Source organism: Pseudoalteromonas sp. OF5H-5 (genome assembly GCF_021530695.1).
Taxonomy (GTDB): domain Bacteria; phylum Pseudomonadota; class Gammaproteobacteria; order Enterobacterales; family Alteromonadaceae; genus Pseudoalteromonas.
In genome coordinates this window covers 198,023-213,454 of record NZ_JAKGBF010000010.1, presented here as the reverse complement: position 1 = coordinate 213,454, position 15,432 = coordinate 198,023, and the positions used below count along the sequence as shown (strand labels likewise).

General features: G+C 42.8%; 12 protein-coding genes. 3 read left to right on the top strand and 9 right to left on the bottom strand.

From position 1 onward, the window contains the following. Positions 1-193 precede the first annotated feature (193 nt). Positions 194-802 (bottom strand): LysE family translocator, encoded by a 609-nt coding sequence (locus tag L1271_RS15880; RefSeq protein ID WP_235368271.1) that lies wholly within the window; start codon positions 800-802, stop codon positions 194-196. A 37-nt stretch (positions 803-839) separates the two neighbouring features. Then, positions 840-1,667: an AraC family transcriptional regulator gene (locus L1271_RS15875; RefSeq protein ID WP_235368270.1), complete on the bottom strand. Its 828-nt coding sequence runs from the start codon at positions 1,665-1,667 to the stop codon at positions 840-842. A 310-nt stretch (positions 1,668-1,977) separates the two neighbouring features. Between L1271_RS15875 and L1271_RS15870 the strand changes: the two genes are divergently transcribed. Continuing rightward, on the top strand, positions 1,978-2,523 hold the full coding sequence (locus L1271_RS15870; RefSeq protein ID WP_045990352.1) for a DUF4410 domain-containing protein: 546 nt from the start codon (positions 1,978-1,980) through the stop codon (positions 2,521-2,523). Positions 2,524-2,636: 113 nt separating this feature from the next. Next, a complete protein-coding gene (locus L1271_RS15865) occupies positions 2,637-4,673 on the top strand; it encodes a serine hydrolase domain-containing protein (RefSeq protein ID WP_235368269.1) in 2,037 nt (678 codons plus the stop codon). Positions 4,674-4,812: 139 nt separating this feature from the next. Here the strand turns inward: L1271_RS15865 and L1271_RS15860 are convergent, their stop codons facing one another. The 6 genes from L1271_RS15860 to L1271_RS15835 form a co-directional block, all read right to left on the bottom strand. After that, positions 4,813-6,846: a S9 family peptidase gene (locus L1271_RS15860; RefSeq protein WP_235368268.1), complete on the bottom strand. Its 2,034-nt coding sequence runs from the start codon at positions 6,844-6,846 to the stop codon at positions 4,813-4,815. A 352-nt stretch (positions 6,847-7,198) separates the two neighbouring features. Then, positions 7,199-8,188 (bottom strand): sensor domain-containing diguanylate cyclase, encoded by a 990-nt coding sequence (locus L1271_RS15855; RefSeq protein WP_235368267.1) that lies wholly within the window; start codon positions 8,186-8,188, stop codon positions 7,199-7,201. A 28-nt stretch (positions 8,189-8,216) separates the two neighbouring features. Next, on the bottom strand, positions 8,217-9,302 hold the full coding sequence (locus L1271_RS15850; protein ID WP_235368266.1) for a 5-methyltetrahydropteroyltriglutamate--homocysteine methyltransferase: 1,086 nt from the start codon (positions 9,300-9,302) through the stop codon (positions 8,217-8,219). A 526-nt stretch (positions 9,303-9,828) separates the two neighbouring features. Further along, the gene (locus tag L1271_RS15845) at positions 9,829-10,452 is read right to left on the bottom strand and encodes a hypothetical protein (RefSeq protein ID WP_235368265.1); all 624 of its coding nucleotides are present in this window, start codon (positions 10,450-10,452) and stop codon (positions 9,829-9,831) included. Positions 10,453-10,750: 298 nt separating this feature from the next. Then, entirely contained in the window at positions 10,751-11,791 is a 1,041-nt protein-coding gene (locus L1271_RS15840; RefSeq protein WP_010370114.1) for a methionine synthase, read from the bottom strand. 28 nt (positions 11,792-11,819) lie between these two features. Beyond that, positions 11,820-12,797: a DUF1852 domain-containing protein gene (locus tag L1271_RS15835; protein ID WP_010603789.1), complete on the bottom strand. Its 978-nt coding sequence runs from the start codon at positions 12,795-12,797 to the stop codon at positions 11,820-11,822. Positions 12,798-13,262: 465 nt separating this feature from the next. Here L1271_RS15835 and L1271_RS15830 point away from each other — a divergent pair, with 465 nt between their 5' ends. Beyond that, positions 13,263-14,072 (top strand): sulfite exporter TauE/SafE family protein, encoded by an 810-nt coding sequence (locus L1271_RS15830; RefSeq protein WP_010603788.1) that lies wholly within the window; start codon positions 13,263-13,265, stop codon positions 14,070-14,072. Positions 14,073-14,126: 54 nt separating this feature from the next. On the opposite strand, the gene L1271_RS15825 is transcribed toward L1271_RS15830, so the two are convergent. After that, positions 14,127-15,191, bottom strand: coding sequence for a linear amide C-N hydrolase (locus L1271_RS15825; RefSeq protein ID WP_268831198.1), 1,065 nt, complete (start codon positions 15,189-15,191; stop codon positions 14,127-14,129). Between the last annotated feature and the right edge of the window lie 241 nt (positions 15,192-15,432).

The following is a 15,432-nucleotide window of genomic DNA, read 5'->3' as shown; positions in this document are numbered from 1 at the left end:
AGAGCAGCACCTTATTTAGGGTGACTCAAAGTGACTGTTTATCAATACATACAAATAGTAAATGAGAGATAAATAAAAGAAGCAACAAGGCTGTTAAAACAACCTTGTTGGATGAGTATTACTTGACAGCAGCTGAGCGTCCATATATGTCAGCCATTATCTCTCAGCCATTACCATTTCACCTACTCATTTGTTATTTCACTATCCAAGGCATTATGACATGGTCATAACCAATGCTTAAAGACACGTAGACTAATAGCGCAGCCATTACTAAGTTAAAAGCTTTAAAATACTTGGGATCGGAGATCTGTTTACCCATCATTGAACCCACTATCGAATAGCTAGTGGGGGCTCCGAATGCAAGTACAGCAAGGAGCATTGACCATATGACAACGGCAATGCCGGTAATGCCAACGCTTGGAAACTGAATGGTAGAAACCGGCAACGTTGCGATTAGCGCTTTGGGGTTGAGTAGTTGCATGAAAAGTCCGTCTCGAAAGCTCAACGATTTGGCCGCACTTCGCTTATCACAGAGCTCAACGTTAGCATGTGCCACTTTCCAAGCAATATATAGAATATAAAGGCACCCAGCCAAGCTGATAAAAGGCAGTAGCTGTGGATTAATAAACTTGAGCCCGACAATCCCTAAGATAACGAACAAGATGAACATTGCCATTCCAACACCGGCGAAAAAACCGAGATGAACACGCGTCTGTTTGTTTAGACCACTATGTAGACCAAGCAAGTTGATAGGCCCAGGGGTATACATTACCCCGATAGCATAGGCGAAAATTTCTGACATGATTTACTACTCCGATATAAGCAGTCGACGAGCTAAGCTAACGGCCCAACTGCAACTGAAATTGTTTTGGTGTCATGCCAAATACGCGTTTAAAGTTACGATTTAAGTGACTGGCATCAGCAAAGCCGGACTCTACCGCTGCGGTGGTGGCGCTACGGCCTACAAGTAGCTGTTTGCGAGCATAGTTGATACGACAATTCAAAACATACTGGTGTGGAGTTATGCAAAAGTGTTCTCGAAAAGCTCGAATAAAGTGATATTTAGACATATTGGCGACATCAGCGATGTCATCAACCGAAATATCGTTGGCAAGATTAGCCAATATATAGTCTTTAGCTCTTAGTACTAAAATTTCAGCCCTTGTTTTACCAAGTGGTAACTCTAAACAGCCATGCAAACGAACCAATGATTGAGCCAACTGAAACAAGGCGGCTTCGTGCTCAATTTTGGAGTAGGATCGTCCCAAAAGTTGCTGAGATATGGTAAGAACTTGATAGCGCAACAGTGGGTCATTGAACAAGGTGTCGTTAAGTCTTAGTACTGTTTCTTGTTTATAACCAAGAGAGCGAAACAGTGGTTGCAATTCTCTTGGGTGCACATAAAGCATCACATATTCTAAGCTGTGTTCTCCCCCAGAATGACCGTCATGGATATCTTCGGGATTGAAAAGCATTACGCAGCCAGGCTGACTTTTATAAAAAGCACTGCGACAGAAAAAGTCTTGTCTGCCTTTTAGAGTGAGCCCGATCGAGTACTCTTCATGAGCATGTTTGGTGTAGGTGAAATCACTCATGGTTGCGCTCAGCATGGACACATCATCCTGCTGAGCACTATGGGTATATATAAAGTGATTATTTTTACTCACACTCCCTCCTTCTGTTTGAGCACTTTTGCAAAACTACCAAGTCAATATATTCAAGCTATCAATAAAAAACTTGAACGAAATTGCTGATGTATCCACTACAGAGTTTGCTTAATACTCTTCACAAGGAAACTTAGTTAACCCAGGCTTTGGTCATTAAACCTATCAAATAAATCACAATCGATGCAAAGCCAAAGAACAGAGGTGATTCAACTGCTTACCCATTACGGGAAAATATTTGATACCATAGCTGCCAACGAAGGTTAGCATGTCGTTAACCGAATATATATTGAAGGTCGGAAATTTGCCCCTAATGAAACATTTTAAAATATTTGCCGTAATAATCGCAGTGCTTATTTTCAGTGGCTGCGCCGCCCACATTCAAGAGACAAGTAAAACAGCGAATAGAGCTGTAGTGAACACGCCACAAAGTGTATTTTTGGATATTACTCCATCGCACTCAGTTTCTAAAAGTAAGTCACTTTCTAACAGCATTAATGAGCTAAAAGCGCTAATAGCCAAAGACTTTAATGGCAGTATTGTTGAGTCTGGAAGTGCAGCTCAAGCACCTTTATCAGTCGAGATCACCATCGAGCACTTTCGTTATGTGTCTGGATTTGGCCGCTTTATGGTAGGTGTAATGGCGGGTGATGCCGAGCTGAAGCTCAATGTAAAGCTAATAAACACTGACACTAACGAGGTGGTTGGTGAGTCGATACTAGATACTCGATCTGAGTTTATCGAAGGCATTTTTGGTGCAACTACTTCTAGGCAGCTTGAAGCAGTATCTAAGAAAGTGGTGAGTATGATTGGCACGGTGGAGCGCGAAGGTAAAACTGATAATACCGCTAACTCTTAGTCGATATTGAAGTTCCAAATACTCAAAGAAACCTAGTTTTTGACGATGGGGCTCCTGTATACCTTTTTGAGCCCCACTGATGCGCATTACAAACAAAGGGACGTGAAGCTAATATGAAAACGAAGTTTGTTGATATTACACTTGTTCTAAAAGCCTTGGTGTTAACTGTCGCGATCGGCATATTTTTTAACGCGAAAGCGTGGGGTGATAACAGCCCACAGCTGTTGCGTGATAGCGCAGTTAGCGATGTACAAGCGCCCTTGGAAAACCCAGATTTAAAAAGACTACGGACTTATGTTGATGACTGGGTCAAAAAGGCAAGGGTGCAATATAATCTGCCAGGAGTTGCGGTTACTGTCGTCAAAGATGGTGAAATTGTATTACTCAAAGGCTATGGATTTGCTGATGTATACAGCCAAGCTATGGTTAAACCGAGTAAAACACTATTTCGCATCGGTTCTATCACCAAAACTATGACTGCACTTGCAGTGATGCAGCTGGTGGAGCAGGGTAAGTTATCTATAGATACTGATATAAATGAATATCTGAGCGAATTTAAAATACCTGACACCTTTGAAGCGCCTATTACAATACATGCCCTGTTAAGTCATCGGGCGGGTTTTGAAGAAGCGGATGCCGGTAGCTTGTTCGTTGAAAATGCCTCAGAAATGCTCAGTACAGAGCGATATCTCGCAACACATATGCCCAAGAGAATTTGGCCACCAGGTGTTAATGTATCCTATTCTAACTATGGTTTTGCTTTGCTTGGTTATCTCGTCGAGTTGCAGTCGGGTATGGATTTAGCGACTTATATGGAGCAACATATTTTTTCTGTACTGGGTATGCAAAACACGACATTACGAGAGCCAGTAAAAACCAGTGCAGCCTTAACTGCGATGAAACCTGATCTACAACAACAGCTTGCAACGGGGTATTTTAGGGATAGACAAGGCAATAATATCGCTAAACCTTTTGAATTTATTGGGCATGTAGGTGGTGCAGGGGCCATTTCTGCAACTGCACATGACATGGCGCTTTATATGTCAGCTCTGATGGATGACAACAACCTGTTCGTGCAGCCAACCACCCAAAAAACAATGATACATCGACTATACGACGATAGACCGCTGGCGACAGGGGTTGCTCATGGCATGTTTAATGGCAAGCTTAAGGGTTATGAGCAGCGTCATCACTCTGGTGCCACACATACGTTTGCCGCCAACATGATGATCTTTCCTGAAGTTAAATTAGGTGTTTTTGTTTCAACTAACGTTATGGGAAGCGGGGCACACTTTGTTGAGGCTTTACCGACTGCGATATTTAATAAATTTTATCGAAACAAGCCGATAAATCTTGTAAAGCCGTCGCAGCTCAGCACATCTTCCCAAGCAAACATCTACACGCAGGTTTTAAAACAGCAAGTTAGCCAAGCAAACCTTGAAGATTATACGGGAACATTTCTGAGTACTCGTCGTTCGTATACTCAACTGGAAAAACTGGCCGCATTAGATGCGGCGGCTGAGATAGCCATTGATGACCAAAATAGGTTAGTTATGATGGTTGCAGGGAATAAAATAAAACTGGAGCACCTTGAAGCGGACGTCTTTCAAGCCGGAGCTCGAGACGCGCCTATTTTTTACTTTTATCGCGATGGGACAGGGACGGTAAATCGTTTTTCGGCGAGTATGTGGTCTGGCGATTATGAACGATTAAGCTTTTTACAAAGCCCACTTTTCTTCAATTTGGCGTTGGCGATATCTTCGTTGTTATCGCTATCCACTTTGCTGTTCAGTTTTGTTCGAGCTCGTAAAAGCAAAAGGCTTGGCGTAGTTGAAAAGCTGGCATTTTTTAGTTCAAGTATGATACTTGCAGCAGTGCTGGGCTTTGTTTTAATGAATGCCGATATTGTGTTCGATGAATATCAATTTCACGTAAGCTTTCCCACCATAGAGGTAAAGCTGCTACTGTCTTTGGTGATAGCAATCGTTCTCACGACCTTTTTGAAAGTGCTAAGTCTTCCAATCATGTTGCGCATGAGTGATTTGCATTGGTTTTATAAAATACACTATGTGATTTTTACACTGAGTTGCTTGAGTTTTATTTATGCATTTTGGATTTGGAATGCAGTTGGATTTAACTATTTTGGCTAGATTTATAACGTTATCAGTTAGTCGAAATTACGGTTCCGTTCTGGCTAATCTTAAAAACATTGAGTTAGCTTTTTAAGCTAAACTTCAGATTAAAAATGAGTCGATTTATGAAAAAAGCCGCTTTACGCGGCTTTTTTCCTTACTTCTTGTACTTTTCAAACCAAGCGAGCGAGTGCTCGATTTTGCTGATCATCCGAGAAGGACGGCCTGCAATTCCATGTGGCGCACCTGGAATTTTGACCAGTACAGAATCAATTTTACGCAGCTTAAGTGCTTGGTAGAACTGTTCGGTTTCGGCCATTGGCGTGCGCAAGTCTTCTTCACCCGTCATTAGCATGGTTGGGGTGGTTACGTTGCCAACGAGCGAAAGCGGTGAGCGTTGCCAATAGTGTTCCATATGCTCCCATGGCATACCTGGGAATTGCGTTGGAATTTGACCAAGGCCACTGTCAGCGGTAAGTACTTTACTCAGCCAGTTGATCACAGGCTTTACGACAACAGCAGCGTTGAAACGGTTAGTTAAGCCAATTGCGTAGGCTGTTGCGATACCACCTGCAGAACCGCCAGCAATAAACAGATTATCTTTGTCGATAAAGCCTTTCTCAAGCATAGCGTCTACCCCTGAGTTATGATCGGCAAAGTCTTCTTTCGAGCTGTATTTGTACTTGAGCAACATCGCAAAGCGTTCGCCGTAAGAGCTGCTGCCTCTGTGATTGTCGTAAAATACCACATAACCTTCAGCGGCATAACGCTGTAATTCTGCTGAGAAATGGGGGCCGTAGGCTAAGTGTGGACCACCGTGAATTTCTAGTAGTAATGGATATTTTTTGTTTGGGTCAAAATTTGGTGGCGTAATATACCAGCCCTGAATTTTCTCCCCGTCGAACGACGAGCTATACGTGATCTCATGCACTTTACCAAGGGTTTTATGTGCAAGTAGGTCTTCGTTAAGGCGGGTTAATTGCGCTACTTTGCCTTTTCTTGTCGTGATTGCGATGTCAGCAGGGCGCTCACTCGAACCCTGAGTAAAGGCAATTTCTCCATCAAAGTTAGCACTAAATTCACCGCTTAGATAAGGGCGACCAAGGGTTGTGCCTGAGAGCGTATCTGTGATGTCGGTAATTTTGCCTTTTGTGGTGATGCTCGCGAGCTTTCGCTTGCCGTGGTCATCGTACGTCATCGCCAGTCTATCACTGCTAATCCAAGTTGGGTTTTGGATTGAGCGGTCGAAGTCTTTGGCAATCATGTGGGAGGTTTTGTCCTGCCAATCCATGATATTCAGCTTGCTATTACGGTAAGGGTTTAGCGCATTCGATGCACTAAGATAAGCCAGCTGTTTACCATTTTCGGAAAAACTAGGTGCGTACTCACGACCAGGGGCCGACGTAAGCTGGGTGATATTACGGTTAAAATCAACTTCGAATAAGTCGCCTTCTAGGCGCTTGTATTCCCAGTCTGCAATACGGTTTGCTGAAAATACAATGGCCTTAGCATCTGCTCGCCACGCGAGTTTCCCACTATGGTGATAATTACCAGAGGTTAATTGGCGTGGCGTGCCGCCTTCACTCGGTAACACGAAGATCTGGCGATAGCCCGGTTTGATAAGGCCTCGGCCATCTGCTTGGTAGTAGGCTTTGTCGATAACAATGGCAGAGTCGGACCACTTCGCGCCTTTTGGTTTTTCTGGCATCTTGGCAATGACTGCTGGCTTTTCAGCAACCTTTTGGCTAAAAGCCAGCCATTTGCCATCTGGTGACCAAGTTAAGCCACTGATCCCAGATTGCAACTGTGTAAGTAGTGCCGTACGGTTTTGAGCAAGATAATGCACATGAATTTGTGTGCTGCCAGATACATTGCTCACAAAGGCGATTTTGCTACCATCCGGCGACCAGCGAGGTTGACTGTAATTGTTTTCATCAGAGAAGAGTGGTGATTGTGCGCCTGATTTCGTATCGACCAGCCACAGGTTTTGTCGCTTAGCATCTTTCATCACGTCATTTTTGTTACGCACATAGACAACTTGAGTACCATCTGGGGATATTTGTGGGTCGTTTGCATATTCCAGTTCAAAAATGTCTTTAGCCTGTAATCCCACCTCAGTTTGTGCTAGTGCTGGCAATGCAGCGCAAGCCAGTAAAGTGCAAATAAGCGTCCGTTTCAATTCAAAAGGCATATCGCCACCTTCAATATAATTTTTATGTGGGCTTCATAGTTATTCAGGTGTAATTCAATGTCACCTAATACGCGATAGAATGAAATAAAAACTCGGTGTATCAAATGAAGGGGAGTGTAAGAAGGTTGTTTACGAGAGACAAAGAATAGTTCTGCTGGATACAATGCGTACCTGTGAATTATCCGTCGTTCATTAACTTGATTTTGGTATGATCTACGTGGCGCTCTGGTCATGACGCAACAATAACGTAAAACTGTCATATGAGTGACGTACCTAACATAAGGATTTTTCACGATAATATCCAAACCTCAGGTTAAATAGTGTCAATAACCGTATTAAGTATGCATTTGCGCTATTCAGGCTCTACTCGTATGCAGTTTCTACCTGCTTTTTTCGCTTGGTATAGGGCTGAGTCAACTCGCTTTAGCATCTCAGATAGGTCTTGACCATCTTGTAAACTGCCTACGCCAAAACTGGCTGTGATCTTGTGTGGGCAGGATAATTGAATGGCTTCAATCGCTTTACGGATCCGCTCTGCTACTTTCTGTGCATCGTTGAGATAGGTGTTGGGGCACAAGATAAGAAACTCTTCACCTCCCCAACGAGATGCGATGTCCGTTGACCTTAGACTATTTTGAATTTCCTGCGACACGAGCACCAACACTTCATCGCCGATATGGTGGCCAAACCTATCGTTCACTTGCTTAAACAGATCTAAGTCTAGAATAATCGTGCTGAGGGGGAGCCCGTTAGTTAAACACTCGGTCGTTTCCTTGTGTAGTGCCTGATTCATTTTCCGACGATTGTATAAATTGGTTAGTTCATCCTTATTCGATAGCACTTCCAATTGCGCGGCCTTGACTTTATCTTGTGTGACATCCAGCATCAGGCCAATTGAATTAAGTGGTTGGCCAATGCCGTTTAGTAGCGTTTCACAGTGGTGTCTTACATAAAGTGTGGAGCCGTCAGCTCTAGTTACAACATGCTCAAATGTGGTGCTTCCACCGTGAACAAAAACATTGTGAAGTTGTTGTTTTATTGCAAGCTCGGCACTTGGATCTAGTGCATTGATAAAATCGTCCCACTGTGTAACGGATCCGCCATCAATACCGAGCATTGCAGCAAGTTTATCGCTCATTTTAACGCTGTAGGTTAGGTGGTTAAGCCGCCACGTACCGACATTAGCAAGCTTTTGAATATCCAGCAGAGCTTTTCTGTCGTATTCGTTCTCACGTAACCTTTGTTGCAGCTTGTGGTTTTCTATTTCTAACGCCAGAACTTCATCTTCAAGTTTAGTAATTAGATCTGCGTCATCCGATTTAGATGGAAATACTTCGCTCATACATAGTCCATTGGCTAATTCAATTTTTCTACGAACGTGTATTGAGTGCTTCTTCGGCCATTTGTGTGCCGACTAGTCGCGATTTTATTTTTTCATATACGATTTCTCTGGTTGTTGAACTATCATCAGCGAATGGCGAAAAACCGCAATCATCACAAGTGCCTAGCTGTGGAATAGGAATAAATTCACTCGCCAGTAACACGAGATCTCGTACGGATCCGGGGCTCTCAATTTCGCGACTATTCGGGTTAATCACGCCAATAAATACACGTTGGAAGGGCTTGAGGATGCTGCCTATCAGCTTCAGGGTTTTCTTGGGGTTCTCTTCACCTCTAAGTGCAACGTAGAAGCTTCCTGCATTAATGTCGAAAAGCGTAGGCAGCAGGTATTTATAGTCAATGTCGGCGCTATGAGTTGCATCAATATCAGCACCCGGACATGTATGAATACCAATTCGTTGCCTTTCGCTATCACTAAATTGGGCGAGACATTTATTGATTAGCTCAACAAAGGACTTGAGGGTCTGACCTGACGGGTCTAGTTTTAAAGACAGCCTAGCTTCCGTAAAGTCAATTTGTACTTTGTGTGCACCCAGTGCTAAGCAGCGTTTTACTTCGCCAACATGCTCAGTTATCAAATCACTGATAAAACTTTCGTGATCGTAATTTTCAATTCCGTGAGAAGGATAAACTAAGCTCAACATTGAAGGAGAAATAACGGCTTGTTTGACGGGCACAGTTGCATGTTTGAGTGCGAAAGCGAGAAACTCATCCGCCGTATGTTGATAGCGAAATGGCGGTACTTTAAGGTGTGGCGCAAAGACCCGAGAGTGACCATCGTTAAAATCAACGAGCAAGCCCTGATCTGAGTAGCAAGGTGAATCGTGTAAGCAATAGTGAGCAAAACCATCAAACTTTCTTTGCTCGCCATCACTGACGATCTGACAACCAATCGCTTCGAGCTCTTTTATCACTTGTTGTGTTTCACGCTCTGCAATTTCGTTTAAAACTGCGTAACTTATCTTTCCTTGCTTATAGTCCCTGTAAGCGCTTATTAAACAGGGGTTTCGAGGAATTGATCCGATTTGTTCGCTGGGGATCTGGAACCGCGCCATCGTAGTCTACCTTCTCGAGTTGCTTATTCTAAGTAAAACGATAAAAAGCCATAAATAATCAAATAAATGTGCGCTTATAGCAACCCAGTTACTTTGTCTGTTTTACAAACGCACAAGCGCCAATGTGAGTATAGGATCAAATAGATATAATCGCCTTGATTACATGGGATTTTACCTGATGAGATAATCTTTGGTGGGTGCTTTTGAGTGAGACAAGGAGGTGATTTGAGGCTAACTTTAAAAATAATGAGTTAGCTTCTCTTTTATCTAAACTTCAGATTGAAAACAAACTGACTTATGAGAAGGCCATTTTATCCGTACTTTTCAAGTCAAAAAAGCGTGTTAGGTGAAGGGGGAAATAGCGGATTTATTAAGTGTTTGAAAGCAAATGAAAATTGATAATATTTTTAGTTGATGTTCGTAAGCAATGAGAGTATTTCTTGCCCTTTAGAGTTTCAAATGCTCTTTCTGGGTTTATATAGCACCTTTACTTCCCAGCCGTTAATTAACGGTAAGCTACTTAAGATTATCGTATTATCTCCTGAGCTTGGTCGGGTAAGAAGCCACTTACTTCCATTACGTCATTGCCCAAAAACGGACGTCTTTTTTGTTTTGTTTCAATTGCTTTAATGATTTGCCAATCTTTTGAGAGCTCCATGTATATTTCTTTTCCTTCCGTTTTAATAACAAGCTCATAATAGAGTTGAGTGGGTGCAGATTTCCCGCCATCTTCCAAAAATAAGATTAGTCTGGCTTTGGTTCTGGCTCTTTTCTCTTGTGATTCAAAACTGATTGACCTTAAAATTAAATCACTACCATAGGCTAAATAAGTTGGTTTTAAGGTGAAGCTCTCAGAATTCATTTCATTATTTATTGTTATGTGAAGTATTTCATTGCCCGTGTAGGGGATTGACCGGCTTGTATCTCCGATAGCGTATTTAGCACCATCCTCGTATTCAGCATCTATTCTTTTGTCTAGTTCTGCGTTCTGGATTATGGCATGTAATGTGCCTTTTTGTACGTCATCCAGACTAAACGCTTCTAGAGTTGTAGTTTGAACATACAAATTTCTTTCGGTATCTAGATCCCGCGCTTTACTCTGGGCGTTATGTACACAGAGTAAAAGTAATAGGAGGGCAGTAGTTTTCATACAAATGATATCCTTATTGCGTCATTAGCTTGTAGATACTAACACCTGTTTAGCAAGTATAAACCTTATTTCTTGGTTGCATTAGGCTTGATGGTTTAACTTATAAATTAGAGAATAAATTATATGGATGCTCCAATGATAACAAGAGCGAGTAGAAGTTACCTGGTGAGTTTAAGTAATAAACCGTCGTACTGAACACTGATTAAGGTTGTAAAGCCGCACCACCTATCACTCCTTGAAGGCGGCACATAATTTAGGTTTTATTTAGCAGCTAAAACTATTGTTAATTCAGTATTTATCAAGCTGATTTTTTGGCTAATAGCTCTTGGCGCACAAGTTCAGCCCCTGCGCTCAATGCAGCTAGCTTACCTCTTGCCACTTCACGAGAAAGTGGTGCCATACCGCAGTTAGTGCATGGGTAGAGTTTGTCGGCGTCAACAAACTCAAGCGCTTTGCGTAGTGTGTTGGCAACTTCTTCTGGCGTTTCGATGGTGTTGGTTGCAACATCAATCGCACCAACCATCACTTTTTTACCACGGATCAACGCTAACAAGTCGATTGGCACGTGAGAGTTATGGCACTCTAAAGAGATGATATCGATATTGGATTTTTGTAGCTTAGGAAATGCCTCTTCATATTGACGCCATTCTGATCCTAAGGTCTTTTTCCAATCGGTGTTAGCTTTAATGCCGTAACCGTAACAGATATGCACTGCGGTTTCGCATTTGAGTCCTTCAATAGCACGTTCAAGCGCCGCAATGCCCCAGTCGTTGACCTCATCAAAAAAGACATTAAACGCCGGTTCGTCGAATTGAATGATATCGACTCCAGCGGCTTCCAGCTCTTTGGCTTCTTGGTTAAGGATCTTCGCAAATTCCCACGCTAGCTTTTCACGGCTTTTGTAGTGGTCGTCATACAGCGTATCTATCATCGTCATAGGACCTGGCAATGCCCATTTGATAGGTTTGTCTGTTTGGCTGCGTAAAAATTTGGCATCTTCAACAAAAACTGGCTTTTGGCGAGATACTGGGCCAACTACGGTCGGGACACTGGCATCATAGCGGTCGCGAATTTTTACGGTTTGACGCTTCTCAAAGTCCACACCGCTTAGGTGTTCAATAAAAGTGGTTACAAAGTGTTGACGGGTTTGTTCGCCGTCACTCACGATATCAATCCCTGCAAGTTGTTGCTCTTGCAAAGCAATACGTAGCGCATCGTTTTTGCCATCAATAAGCTCGTCGCCCTCTAGTTTCCAAGGTGACCACAGGGTTTCTGGCTGAGCAAGCCAAGCGGGCTTAGGTAGACTGCCAGCAGTAGACGTTGGTAATAGTGTTTTCATAATAAATGCTGTTCCATATTCCCGTTGATTATAAAGCGTAATTTGCAGACCACTGTTCAAGCACGGTTTGGTAAGGCTTGATAAAATGCTCTTCGGCAAATCGACCTTGTGCAATCGCCAACTGGCTGCGCTCTTCGCGGTCATAAACAATCTGCGTTAATGAGTGATCTAGGTTTTTCAAGTTTGGCTGATAGCACTTGCCTGCAACCGCATTGGCGTTGTAAATCTCAGGGCGGTAGATCTTTTGGAATGTTTCCATGGTGCTGATGGTGCTGATCAACTCCAGATTGGTGTAGTCATTCAGTAAGTCACCAAAGAAGTAAAAAGCCAAAGGTGCAACGCTATTTGGTGGCATAAAGTAGCGCACCTGTAAGCCCATCTTTTTAAAATATTGCTCAGTTAATGATGACTCATTTGGCTGATATTCAAAGCCAAGCACCGGGTGCTGATTTTCAGTGCGGTGATAGGTTTTGTTATCCGATACACTTAGGCAAATCACCGGTGGCTTACTAAAGTGACTCTTGTAAGCTTCTGAATCGACAAAGTATTTAAATAGCTTACCGTGTAAGTCGCCAAAGTTAGCTGGGATGCTGAATTTAGGTTGATCTTTATTATGATCAAGCAATAGCACGCTAAAGTCGTAGTCACGTACGTAAGATGAGAAATTGTTACCAACAATTCCCTCAATACGTTCATTGGTTTTGTGGTCAACAATATTGGTTTTTAACACTTCAATTGACGGGAAAGTTTGCCCACTGCCTGCAATATCCATATCAACCGAGACTATCTCAAGCTCAACAGAATAACGGTCGCCTTTTGGGTTATCCCAGCTAGCCAATGCGTTAAAGCGATTATCAATCATCTTTAGGGCATTGCGTAAGTTTTGTTGGCGGCTTTCGCCTCTTGCTAAGTTAGCAAAGTTGGTGGTGATCCGCGTGCTGTTTGACGGATGGTAATTCTCGTCAAGACGAATGCTCTTAATAGTGAAAGTAAACTCGTTATTCATGTTCTTCAGGTATCCAATTCTAATGCTAACGCGCTCGGTAATTACGTTTCACTGCGATAAACAGATATCCACGGGGACGCAGTGAGAGTGCCGAACATTAAGTGATGTAAGATTTATACGTGGATCACAAGATGAAGAAAAACGGTTTTATTTCACATAAAACATGAGTCTGATTCATGAGTTACAAAAATAGATGCCGCTTATTGAGTCGCATATGCAGAAAATATGAGCAATTGTAGAATGAAACTCTTTGGAAATCCAAAAGTCTAGACTGCTAAATGTCTAAGTTGCATTTGTTTCAAGTAAAACGTGAGGAATATTCAAGGCTTATCTAAGTCAAAAGCACCAATGGCAAAGCGTTATGTTGTTATACTCGCCAGCGCTTAGGTGGCACAAAGGCTAAAAGCAACGCCCATATTGCTCACTTAGGCGATTGCGCCTCAATTAAAAGAAGAGATAAGTGGAATGAGTGAGTTGATATTGTTGTTTGTGTATTGTGCACTACTCGGTAGTGTTGTTGGCTTTTTAGCCGGGTTGTTAGGTATTGGCGGTGGGCTGGTTATTGTTCCGGTGCTGAGCAGTATTTTATTGTACTTTAACGTGTTACCGCCGGAGCAAGTGGTGATAGCCGCTGTAGCGACATCGCTGGCATCCATTTTATTTACTTCTACCTCATCGGCAATCGCGCATCATAAAAATGGCAATGTACCGTGGGATTTAGCGCCGTGGATAATGACGGGCGTTGCACTAGGCGCGCTTATCAGTGGTTTTTTGGCAGCGCTATTACCCGAAAACGCGGTGCGCATTGTATTTGCAGTAAGTGTGGTATTGATAGCAATAAAAATGTTTTATAGCAGTAAAAATGAGAGCTCAACCCAAAGGCAGCTGCCAAATAAAGGCATACTTACGGTATTAACGACGATCACCGGTGGTTTATCTGCCATGATAGGCATTGGCGGTGGGGCGCTTTTGGTACCGCTGTTGACGTTTTTCTCTGTTGATATGAAAAAGGCCATAGGATGCGCTTCTGCATGTGGCATTGTTATCGCGCTCTTTGGTTCCGTTGGCTACATTAGCTCGGGCAGTGCGCACTTTGCACTTTCGGATGGTTTCGCCGGATTTGTTTATTTGCCAGCCCTGTTAGGAATTGTGTGCACGTCTTGGTTTACCGCTCCAATGGGGGCTAAAGCCACGCATCACTTGCCAGTTGCCACGATTAAAAAGGTATTTGCTGTGCTACTGTTAGTGATGGCTGTGAATATGGCGGTAAATTAAGTGCTTTTGAGCCAAAACGAGCTATGGCGTGTTTGGCTCAAAAATCTGCTAATCTTACTTTTTGAACGGATCTTCGGTTGGTTCAAAATGCTTGTTTAACTTGCCATTTCTGGTGCTATTGATGTATTCCCCAGATAGATCTTCGCTTATCAGTGTGAAGGCACTGACTGACGATTCAAAGTTAAAGTTTGCCAATTCCACCCAAGCAACATGAGGCGTGCGAGCATTGCAAAAGTAATAGGTTTGGCTCCTATGTGCTGCAACGGTTGTCCACAAGGTATTAGATATATTTGGGCTGGCACTGCTTGTAAAATTATAGCCAAGGGGTACTGATGCACTTGCAGCAACCGAGCGAGCCTGTGCAAGGGCATCATGCTCATCGCTTGGTAAATCTAAGTGATTAAGATAAAACGCAGCGCGTTCGAATCTATCGGTTGAGTATGGACCGCCAGGGATCGTATGGCTCGGCTGACTGTTTTTATCACTCCATTGCCACAGCCAATAATCATTAATCCTTAGCTGATCTTCATAACTTGGTTCATTGGTAACAACGCGATAGTCAGCGCTGTGATGGATCTTAAAAACCCCATTCTCAACTTCGATAATGGCTGAATCGCCACTGATATCCGACACTATCAAATGCAATGCTGCGGTTTTACCTTCGCTGTTAGGTACTTCTGCACCAACGATCTGAATTTCTTGTTTGCTGAATACGTCAACGACTTCCTTGACGAGTACAAATTTGTCTAATACATACTGCAACCATCTCAGTACGCTCAGCTGCTTTTTACTTTTGCATGCTGATTTACCGTACGTCGCGCCTGAGTCGTACAATACATTTGCGACAAGCCCCATAGAGTTCATGCCATCGGAGGCTGCCCAGCCGCTGCAATCATCTCCTACCATAGCGACCACACTACTATAGGAAGATGTCCACGTAAGTGGGTTGCGAGTTTTCTCGCTTGCTATTGCCTCTAGCTCAGAAACTGGCTCAAGCCCCGATTTTTTTAGTCCTTTTTCAAGTACAAACAAGCTGGTAGGTAATATAAACATCCAGTCCATATTTCTGGCAGTAGCCAAATATGCTCTATTCCAGTTATTAAAAGCTCTAGTACACATAACAACCTCACAAGAAAATTAAATATCCTTTTGATGAGTGGTTTCTCATCAATCTACTGATTCATACTAGGCTTTGAAAAAGGCTAAATACATTACAGAAAGTTACAGTGCATTACAGGAGTGGTAAGTCAGTAACTATTAGCGTGAAAAACTAATGATTCGACAAGTATTCGTCTCGGGTTCCCTAAAACAAAAGTGGTGTGAGGTTAGTAGAATGAGTATATTTGCAAGAATTGGGTTA

Bases quoted from the DNA above. Each gene is read 5' to 3' on its own strand.
- L1271_RS15880 (WP_235368271.1), bottom strand. From the start codon at position 802: ATGTCAGAAATTTTCGCCTATGCTATCGGGGTAATGTATACCCCTGGG.
- L1271_RS15870 (WP_045990352.1), top strand. From the start codon at position 1,978: ATGAAACATTTTAAAATATTTGCCGTAATAATCGCAGTGCTTATTTTC.
- L1271_RS15865 (WP_235368269.1), top strand. From the start codon at position 2,637: ATGAAAACGAAGTTTGTTGATATTACACTTGTTCTAAAAGCCTTGGTG.
- L1271_RS15860 (WP_235368268.1), bottom strand. From the start codon at position 6,846: ATGCCTTTTGAATTGAAACGGACGCTTATTTGCACTTTACTGGCTTGC.
- L1271_RS15855 (WP_235368267.1), bottom strand. From the start codon at position 8,188: ATGAGCGAAGTATTTCCATCTAAATCGGATGACGCAGATCTAATTACT.
- L1271_RS15850 (WP_235368266.1), bottom strand. From the start codon at position 9,302: ATGGCGCGGTTCCAGATCCCCAGCGAACAAATCGGATCAATTCCTCGA.
- L1271_RS15845 (WP_235368265.1), bottom strand. From the start codon at position 10,452: ATGAAAACTACTGCCCTCCTATTACTTTTACTCTGTGTACATAACGCC.
- L1271_RS15840 (WP_010370114.1), bottom strand. From the start codon at position 11,791: ATGAAAACACTATTACCAACGTCTACTGCTGGCAGTCTACCTAAGCCC.
- L1271_RS15835 (WP_010603789.1), bottom strand. From the start codon at position 12,797: ATGAATAACGAGTTTACTTTCACTATTAAGAGCATTCGTCTTGACGAG.
- L1271_RS15830 (WP_010603788.1), top strand. From the start codon at position 13,263: ATGAGTGAGTTGATATTGTTGTTTGTGTATTGTGCACTACTCGGTAGT.
- L1271_RS15825 (WP_268831198.1), bottom strand. From the start codon at position 15,191: ATGTGTACTAGAGCTTTTAATAACTGGAATAGAGCATATTTGGCTACT.